The sequence below is a fragment of the Candidatus Cloacimonadota bacterium genome (assembly GCA_020532355.1).
GTDB lineage: Bacteria > Cloacimonadota > Cloacimonadia > Cloacimonadales > Cloacimonadaceae > UBA5456.
Map to the genome: position 1 here is coordinate 1 of JAJBBD010000179.1, position 9876 is coordinate 9876.

8 protein-coding genes are annotated in these 9876 nt (G+C 42.2%); all 8 read left to right on the forward strand.

Annotation, left to right across the window (positions count from 1 at the left end; translation table 11 throughout):
* Positions 1-126: 126 nt before the first annotated feature.
* The 8 genes from LHW48_06480 to LHW48_06515 all read left to right on the forward strand — a co-directional run bounded on the left by LHW48_06480 (position 127) and on the right by LHW48_06515 (position 9611).
* Positions 127-1371 (forward strand): hypothetical protein, encoded by a 1245-nt coding sequence (locus LHW48_06480; protein ID MCB5260105.1) that lies wholly within the window; start codon positions 127-129, stop codon positions 1369-1371.
* Position 1372: 1 nt separating this feature from the next.
* Positions 1373-1756 carry a hypothetical protein gene (locus tag LHW48_06485; GenBank protein ID MCB5260106.1) on the forward strand — a complete coding sequence of 128 codons (384 nt, stop codon included), beginning with the start codon at positions 1373-1375 and terminating at the stop codon, positions 1754-1756.
* A gap of 8 nt (positions 1757-1764) precedes the next feature.
* Positions 1765-3219, forward strand: coding sequence for a hypothetical protein (locus LHW48_06490; GenBank protein MCB5260107.1), 1455 nt, complete (start codon positions 1765-1767; stop codon positions 3217-3219).
* Positions 3219-6467, forward strand: coding sequence for a hypothetical protein (locus LHW48_06495; GenBank protein MCB5260108.1), 3249 nt, complete (start codon positions 3219-3221; stop codon positions 6465-6467). Before LHW48_06490 ends, LHW48_06495 begins: the two co-directional genes overlap by 1 nt.
* A 5-nt stretch (positions 6468-6472) precedes the next feature.
* The gene (locus LHW48_06500; protein MCB5260109.1) at positions 6473-7135 is read left to right on the forward strand and encodes a hypothetical protein; all 663 of its coding nucleotides are present in this window, start codon (positions 6473-6475) and stop codon (positions 7133-7135) included.
* A gap of 10 nt (positions 7136-7145) precedes the next feature.
* Positions 7146-8633 carry a toxic anion resistance protein gene (locus LHW48_06505; protein MCB5260110.1) on the forward strand — a complete coding sequence of 496 codons (1488 nt, stop codon included), beginning with the start codon at positions 7146-7148 and terminating at the stop codon, positions 8631-8633.
* A gap of 5 nt (positions 8634-8638) precedes the next feature.
* Entirely contained in the window at positions 8639-9292 is a 654-nt protein-coding gene (locus LHW48_06510; GenBank protein ID MCB5260111.1) for an OmpA family protein, read from the forward strand.
* Positions 9293-9437: 145 nt separating this feature from the next.
* Positions 9438-9611, forward strand: a complete 174-nt coding sequence (locus tag LHW48_06515; protein ID MCB5260112.1) for a hypothetical protein — start codon at positions 9438-9440, stop codon at positions 9609-9611.
* Positions 9612-9876 lie beyond the last annotated feature (265 nt).

A 9876-nucleotide genomic window follows, 5' to 3' on the forward strand; every position in this document is an offset into this window, starting at 1 on the left:
AGTCGCAGTGTGTGGTATTCATGAACCGAATGTGGGATTATTTTCCTTGACAGCTCTTTGCGTCTGGGAAAGCTTTCGACGCAAGAAGTTTTCCAATGCTACAGTAGGAATTCATGGAGGTTGGTTATGAGTTCTAAGTACCTTGTGCTGTATTCAATTATATCGATTGTCGCAGCATTGATTTTTGTTTTAACAGGCTGTACCCCCCCTGAGGGATCAAAGCTTGATTCTCTCTCAGATTACGAAAAACCTTTCGGAGTGATAAGTTCAGAGGCTCCTTATCCCCCAAAAAACATCAATGTGTTCATTGACGCAAGTGCAAGTATGTATGGTTTCACAGCCAAGAACAGCACATTTCACGAGATCATTAGTTCAGTGATAAGCCGAATCCCGCAAGATGCCTCAATCCAATTGTATGGCTTTGGCCGTTCTTCAATTAAGCTGGAAGGCGATCTGCGAAAAATGTTACACACAATATCGGATCGCAATTTCTATTCTCAGGAACACACTGATCTGTGTAAACCGTTTGATGAACACATAAAAGACGATCCCAACTCAGTAAACCTAATCTTCACAGACATGGTCCAGTCAACGAAACACGCTGAACAGGATAGAGTAATTTTCGCCAGACTTCTGAAAAGCTATCTTGGAGAAAATGGTTTTCTATCTCTAATGGCAATACAAGCAGATTTTGTAGGAGAATATTATACGGAAAAAATCGATGGAAAGCTCAAAGTCCCGAATGGCAGCACAAGACCTCTGTATTGTTTGGCTTTTGGGCACAGGAAATATGCGGGATTTATTGATGGCAAAATCGCTAATCTCTTTACAAACAGCTTCGAATTTGGCAACACTGCATCAAATAAACTACGTTGTACAGATAACTCAGATTTTGTAAATGACCCCGTGAATCTAATTCATGTGAAAAACAACAGCGAGCTCCCTGTATCAGATTTTCTTTTGAAGCTTGGACACACAGAAGAGCTAAAATTTACTATGTCGGGTTATGAAGACAAGTATGGTGAAACTCTGGACTATTCTGTCGCCTATAAGAGCATGGCAGATTCAGTTTACAAAGAGATGAAGGATCAGGGAGGAAGCTTACGAGTAGAAGTGTTTGCAGATAGAGACAGGGTCACATTCAAGATTCCATTTAACAACAACCGTCCTGGGTCTTATCTGGCACGTCTGACATTCAGAAAGACACTTCCTGCTTGGATAAGTGACTTCACAACAGCTGACGACACTAAAATAGATAACATCAGCAAAACATATAGACTCGATACCTGGATGAAATTTATCATGGATAACTTCGAGGATTACAAATACTTGGCAACAACCCAATATTACATACATATAAAGAGGAAATAGCATGTTTAACTTCTTTTATTGGTTTTTCTACCCTCAGCTCGCTATGGCTCAATGGCATAGTTACATGCTTGAAGGAATCATTTTCAGCGCTGCCTTTATTTCCTGTTTGGTCATATTCTATGCCATCTTGCCTTACAACCGCAAACGTGAGAGATTCAAATTCTTTTCCTGCAATCTATTCATACTGCTTGCTGCCATTGTTTTCGTGATTATCAGAACCTCCTCAATACCAGATGAAATTTGTCGGGATGGCTATAAATGGTTGTTTGGATTCAGTCTGGTTATTGCAACATTAATCTATGGGTTACTAACTTTTTGGATCTTCAGTACATTAATGGGGGCTAAGAAGTATTTTGCTCGAATAAACGAGTATTTTCGGAAGTAGGAGGAGCAATGCCATACTATGTATTTGCTATTGGTGGTACAGGTGCCAGATGCCTGGAATCGTTACTTTATCTTTGTGCTATGGGTTTAGGACCGAAGGAACTACACCCGATTCTTGTGGATCCAGACAGCGGAAACGGGAATCTTAACCGGACCAAAGAGCTAATCATCAGATATAAAGAGATCCGCAGCAAGATCAATAATCCGGATAAGGGCTCTCTTTTCTATACAGGGGTTCTCTTCGAGGAGCAAGAAACAGGACCGGATGTTGCAATTCAAGTTCCAAACTACTTTAATCCCAATACCGGGCTTGAACCAGGCATGAATACGCTATCTCATTTTATCGACTACAATACCCGCTTACAACAAGATGATGGAAAACATTTGGCAGATCTACTCTTCAGTAAGAATGAGCTTGAGATGGACATGGCACAAGGATACCGGGGTGTCCCTTCAATCGGTTCAATTCTTATGACCAATATTCAAAAGCATAAGATCTGGGATGTGCTCGTAGCCAGTCTAAAAGCCGATCTTGAATCAAAGGTGTTTATCTTTGCATCGGTTTTTGGCGGAACTGGAGCTTCTGGGTACCCTGTTATCAGCAGACTTATAAAAAATGGGGCTCCAAATGCCAAAGTAGGCGGAGCTCTGCTATTACCATACTTTCGACTTCCAGATCCCAAAAACCTGATCCAACAAAGAGAAAGCCTGAAAAAAGAAAAGGTTCTTCCCGATTCAAATAGCTTTATGGTAAACTCCAAAGCCGCATGTGAGTTTTATAAGAACAACTTCAGCGGGGTAGATTCAAATTATGTCTTGGGAGATGATCTGGAGACATGCGCGGAGTACAAGAATTATCAGATAGGCAGCAAGGATCAAAAAAATGATGCGCATATGATAGAGCTTTTTTCAGCCTACGCTGCCTTGGATTTCTGGAGCAAAACAGGTGATAATTATAAACCATTTTACCATATTCAGGTTCAAAATCCCCAGAATAATGATAATCCTTCTTTCAAGATATTGGCATCGGATCTTCCAGATGCTAAAACGAGCTCCCCATTTGAGCGGTTCGCCCTCCTCTATCACTATATATCAGAGCTCGATGATCTGGCTGAAAACCAAAACTCATCGCTGATAAACAAAATTGCCTGGCTCAGGTCTAGTGGGATGAAGGGAAAGGATGTTCTTGCTCACAAAACTGAAATGCACCTTTTAAGGACTTTCTTCGACACGTACAAAAACTGGATCAGTCAAAATCACGCCAACTCAGCTCCCCTATGCATATTGGACGAAAATCTGAACATGGATTGTCTGCTTCAGGAGCACCCCAAAAGGTATCGTAACTATCCAATAAGCAGGCTTGATACAAAACTGTGGCGAAGTCATGTCCGCGGTAATTCTTTAACTGAAACCCTGATAAAGGCAGCTTCATTAACCTGTATTACTGCAGAAAGGAGGGGCTAATGTCACGTCATCTTTTACCAAAAAATAAAGGTGTCGTTAATGTGGTAACGACCGGGCAATGGGTAGATTTCTCCGAGGATTTCAATAGATTCCAAGATAACATCGAGATCCCCGATCATGCCAGGATCAACGTAACGTCCATTCCTTCTCCGTGGGCTAGGATGCTGCTCTTCAAGGAAGCCATTATGAGCAGTAAGCATATGCTCCACTTAGAAGTCATGTCCAATATTCTGGATGTAATTGAAATCATATACTTCGAAAAACTTCTTAACTTCAGGCTTGAAGTTAAAGAGATACACCTTACAAGCGAAAAGCCAGCTTCCAATTTCCATGATATACTATACAAACTCTTTCCAGATCATAACGATCGGCAGGATATCAAGATAAGCACATTGCTTGCTACCAGGGGCGACGATACCTTTGTCCTTGCAGGGACAAGCCCCTATACACTGTTTTTCACTCCCTTAGAACTCTCTGTTTCTCAGAAAGTCCCCCGATACTTCAAAAAACAACCCGTCATGCTATCAGAAAGACCCATCGATTTCCAAAGATGGTTAAAGCAGGTATTTATTCCAAAGCTTACATCTAAAGATCTTTACAAAGAACTGGTTAATGCCCTGGCATTCCCGGAAGGAATTTGTGTGGGATATGATACAGGATCCATTGATAGTAGAGACTATGAGGCTAGTGACCTGTTCAATAATGATGACATTTTATCGGGCATTTTTGATCATGTCAGACACTACCAAATATCCAGTCCGTATCTTTTGGAGGTTGGGGGCGGTCAAAAACCAACTCCTCTGGTTTTCGATACTTCGATAAACATGACTGGAAGACCATACTACAATGATTATAACTTCAATACCAACCTTGCGCGCAACGATCTGGCAAGAATGGATCGCAAAGTTCTGCCAGGGGAAGAAATTCGATATCCATGGATATTGCCTTACTGTGATTTTCTTCAGCCCTGCATAATTCGCTATAGATATAAGCTGAATAATGATGTCCTGATAATGGGGCATGCGAGTAATGAATTCAAGTATCTACTTCCTTTAACTGATCAATTTTTTCAGTATTTTACTCCGAAGCAAGTGGACGATATGCTAAGCTTCGTAGATGATGGGGCTAATAGCGTAAAAGTGAAGTTGAAAATCCCCCTGCAAAATGGACATCATTTACAGGTTGAAAGACGGTATAATGGCTTCTGGAGCGACACCCGGCATGAAGATTGCATCATAGAGTTTGACGATTTAGATATCAGTACTCCTCTTCCGCATTTAGTTTTCTGGCCAAAACTCCATCCTGAAATCTGGATGGATCCTTATTATTGCGTGATCTATGGTGAGCGTTACAACAATCAAGGTAGAGAAATGATCAGTCTGGAATTCCTGGATGCTGGCAATAGCAGCATAACACCTTCTATCTCAAGGAAATCAAAGTCTGTTGATATCGCCGAACTACAATCCCTGCCTACATACATTGCTGTCAGAGACAATCAAAGAAGAACCACGGGCTATCTTATCCTCGATCACGAAAAAACACCAAAACCTGATACCAACATTCAGAATGCTCTGGTGGGAATAGATTTTGGTACCTCTCATACCAACATAGCCTTTAAGATCAATGGTAACACCGAGATTTTAAAATACAATTCAAGTTTCAATGGCTCTAATCTGAATAGTGATGATTTCATAAACACGATGACGTTTAGTGACGAGCAGATGACAACCGATAATATCCCCATGTTGATAAAGTCACATCTCAGCCAGTACCTGTTCCCAAACCGCTTAGGGATGGGTAACACAAAAGATGAAACTTGCTTCCCAATGCCTACCATGGTTGTAAAAGAAGAAAATGTCAAGGCACCGCGAGCGCTACTGCATTACTCGATAAACTTCTCGAAAAGCGTGCTGTATCCATACAAGGAAAATGCCACACCTATAGATAGGACCGTAAGCTCCATGACCGACCTTAAATGGAACCACGATATAAACAGTCAAAACGCGAGTGAGGCATACTTAAACGTGTTGATGATGTTGTTGCGAAGCGAACTAATTAAGCGCCGAGTGAGCCCCCAGAACGCTAAGTATTTTTGGGCGTACCCTCGTTCGTTTTCAAAAGTTGACACCGATAAGTACGATAAAATGTGGAGCAGAATGTTGCCAGAGCCAGCAGTGAGTAAAACTGACGAAAGTAAGGCCGCTCTTCTATACTTTGATCACATAGGCATGGTTTCAGCTAACAATCCTGGCATGGTAATCATAGCTGATGTAGGCGGAGGATCTTCAGATGTATCAGTCTGGCATAATAGTGAGATATGTTTGCTTAACAGCTCTCTCTGGGCAGGAAGAGACCTCGCTGGCTTCAAGGACGTTCAAGGCTTCTATTCTGTGCTTCTGGACACATTGAAATCTCAGTTCCCTGATATTGCAAATCAGTATGTGAGAAATGATGATCCTCAAACTCTCCTGAATTACATCCTGTATTCCCTCCCGGATGACACATTGGTTCAATACACACTCAGCGATCGATTCTACAAAGTGAGATTCCTGATTATCTATTTCTTCAGCTCTCTATTCTACGAAATCGGAATTCAAAGCCGAAGATTTGTGGACAATGCGGTTGATTCTGTGGATATATGTTTGGCTGGCAACGGCTCGCGCTTTGCTTGTTGGAGCGGGAGAATTGGAAGTGTCAGCGATTTAGATGCGGATATATACAAAGCCGTGATAAGGAAATCGATGGGGCTTGATGAAAAAGCAAAAATCAGGATACTTACTTCGCAAGCTAAGAAATGGGAGGTTGCTGTTGGCCTGTGCGAAGGGAGAGAAGAGCTATTCAGAAAGGAAGCTGAATACTTGCCAGTGATTGGGGAAAGCATTTCCATTCTGGGCAGAGATTTTTCATCAATCTATAGAATCGATGAGTTTGACGAGATTGCCCAAAATCATGTGAAAGAATTGGATCTTGATGCAAGAAATTCAGATCTGGCCAGATTCCACGATGTGCTATTTGAAGCCATGGAGAGTTCAGAGTTGTATCGTAAAGAACTGAAAACGGATTCGGCTTTAAGTAATCTGTCGGTTATCAATACCGAGCTCCTGGGGGATTGGAACAACCTCGTCGGACAGATCAGAACGATGGCTGGAGACAACATTCAAAACCTCAGCTCTATTTCAAGCTCGCTGTTTATTCTGGGCATGAAGGCGACTATCAGAAGGCTGCACAAGTATCTTTCGCAGGTGTGACGGATATGGGCTTACTAGATTGGATTTTCGTGATTCTGCTCATTTTGTTATGTGGCGCGGTAGGTCTTCTCTATTGGTTGTTTATCAAAGAAAGAAATGAACTGATCAATCAGTTCAGAAACCTGCACAGACGCATTGATAGACTTCCGGGGGACTCCAACAACACCCGTTCTATCGTAAAGCGGGTTGAATCACTGGAAGCGAATGTTAAGGGCATCCTTAAACCAAACAATGGGAAAAAGCAACCAATCAATGTAAATGGGACCTCCTTTTCCAAGAGGGATGATCAAAGAGTGGTCACATCTTACAACACTGAAACATCCACCCCCTCTGACCAGAAGGAGACAAAGCCCAAAACTGACTCCGATAATGACGTGGGCTCTCGTATCTGGGTGAAAAAAACTACAGATGGGCTTCATAGGCTCGAGCTAGCAGAAAAACCTACTGATATTTACCTTTCTCATCAAGGAAACAGATTTATCTTGCATATTGTCAGGCTGGAGCCATCCAATCTTTCCAACATCGTGATCCTTTACGGCGATGTATTAGATATTCCCGCAGGATTCGAGTCTGTAAAGAGCCTGGAAATGGTGGATCATCCTATGTATGAAGAGCAGCATGGCAGTTATGTTTTTATCTCAAAGGGGAAAATCAAAGTAAATCAATAAGGAGACATTCATGTCAACACCCATCGTTTGGATACTGATACTGGGATTTATCATCGGTGAAATCTCCTGGTCAGTCTATCGGGCTCTTAAAGTAAGGAAGTTAATGACTGATAAAAGGGAACTGATACGGTTTTTAAGCAATGCGTTAGCTTTTCCACAAGATGTCCAGTTTGCAAATCTCAAACCTGAAATCAGGAAAAATCCAGCCGCAGACTACCTTGCCGCTTGCACTGAACATGGACTTCAGGTGGACGCCAATACCTTCTCAAGATTCCTTTCCGAGGGAGTTGGCAAAGCCTACCACGATCTTCAAGCTACTGCAAATACAATGCCTATCATAGGTCTAATGGGTACATTCTCAGGCATCATTATTGGGATAATGCAAATCAATCTTGAATCCAATGAGGTTTCTAAGGCCCTTCAACCGCTGATCAATTCTGCGGGATTGGCTTTTATCAGTAGTTTATGCGCCCTTATCTGCGCGTCAATTCTCAAACTATTGGCCAACGAATGGAAAAAGGCCCTGGATGCCGATATTGAAAGGACGGAAAGAAACCTATTGGTCCATTATCTGCCCCAGGTTTCCAGCAATAATACAGACGAGATGTTTTCCAGGTCTGTCAGAAGATTAGAGAAAACTGTAAGGGGTTTCTCCACGACTTTCGAGAAAGTTACCGTCGATTTTATCGCGCAGTTTAAACCATTGGTTGAAGATCAAAGAGAGATAAATCAAAAAACATCTCAACATATCGACAGCGTTGCTTCGAAGCTTGAAGATAACGCTAAAGCCTTGAAAGAGGTCTCCGATAAACAAATTGAACAGGTTTATCTCTTCTCCTCTGTCGCTACCAGACTCTCAGAAGCCAGCGATTCCCTCCAAGCGAGCATGAAGCTGGCCAGCGACAACCTTGAGGGATTCGTAAAACTTGGTGATGAGATGCAGCAAAATATCAGCAAGATGCACGAACCTCTACAGGTAATCGTCTCATGCCAGAAGGAATCGGCGGAAACACTGAAGAATCTTTACAAAAACGTGGAATCATACGATACTAATGTGCAGGAGTATCTGAAGAGCCTGAACGCTAAGCTGAATATGTTTAATGTTGTTGGCAACAAGGTACACGAGGTCCGCAAGGATTTCGAGGACTTCTCCAAAATCCTGAATAACATACTTAAACAGATCACCGAACAGGCTCAGGACATTCATAAAGACCTAAGGGAAAGCTTCACCCTATATGACAGTAATCTCAGGACTCTTTTCACAGATGTCCTGGAGAATCGTAGAGACATTCACATGGCATACTACGATCCTGATGTCATTAAGAATCTTGACAAAGCATGCTCTGAAAACAAAGCCTTGCTTGATACCATGGAAAGGCATTTACATTCTTTGGGCACCACGACCGATAAGTTCATAGGTGTAATTGAGAAGCTCAGAGGTTGGGGTATATACCGGGTCAGGCGTGAAAAAGAAGAAAAACACCGCTTAGGAAGGTGATGGCTATGGCTTCCAAAGAACGACTGGATCTCAACTACTGGCCTAGCTTTGTAGATATCTTTGCGTCACTTTTCTTCATATTTCTTATCCTCTTTGCGGTTTACTATACAAACGAAGGAAAAAAAAACAAAGCTATAAGGCAGGATTGGGAAGAACTGGCCACACTTCTGAAGGAACACAAGAATCTGATAGATCTGGATACAGAAAGCATGAATTTTGTGATCAGGGATTCAGTCTTTTTCAACCACAACAAATCAGAACTAAACGACAATGGAGTAAGATTAGCCCACAAACTGGGCACCATTTTTGGGAGTTACTTAAGTCATGAAGACCGTGCCAGGAAGTACTCCATCATGATCGAAGGCCACACAGACAGCACAGGTGATCCATACAGAAATGACCCCTTATCTTTGGAAAGAGCCAACAATCTGATATTCGTTATGAAGCAAACAATGAAGACCAACATCCCCCCGGATCAATTAGAAAGCATCTTGATCCCAGTTGGATATGGAGAGCGAAAGCTGAAGTACTTCCCCGACAGGGATGGATATAAATACGCAGGGAACAGACGTGTCGAGATCAAGATTGTTCCAAAATTCAACGAAGCGGCTAAAGATATATGGGATGAAGTCATGACTGCCATAATCAAGGAAGAATAGGCCTGAAAAGAGCACCTATTCTAATCACGATCATCCTTGTTTTATTTTTGGCATGCAAAGAATCGGAAGCACATAAACTGAAAAGATTAGAGAAAACGCTCAACAAAATCTCTTCATCGCCTTCCCGACTTTATCACTACGCGTTGTGGATATTACTTCCGGGCAGATTGTCTTCCAATCTGGGTATCCCAATCCCGCTCTATCTGATATCAGGGGTTTGGGTAAAACCAAAGAAGCTGCCACCACCGACGCTTATTCCTTAGGGAGAATCCTGAGCGACCAGGGCTTTCTGCAAAGCTTCTATGGACTCAAGAAATAGGGGTTCTTAGTAAAAAAACGGCTAAGCCACTCAGGAAGCTTAGCCTGCTAGGATTCCATATCTGATCATGTATTGTCTTGATTGTAGTATGTGAGGCAAACCCCACTGATTCCTTTCACCTGCCCTGATAATGAGCAATACACATGCAAACCCTCACTTAAAACTTCAAATTGCGCTCACTTGGACAATTGATGCTATCACATTGTTGAAAAATACGATATGGTTAGACACATCTGCTTTGTTGGACTTGGACAGTACCATGATG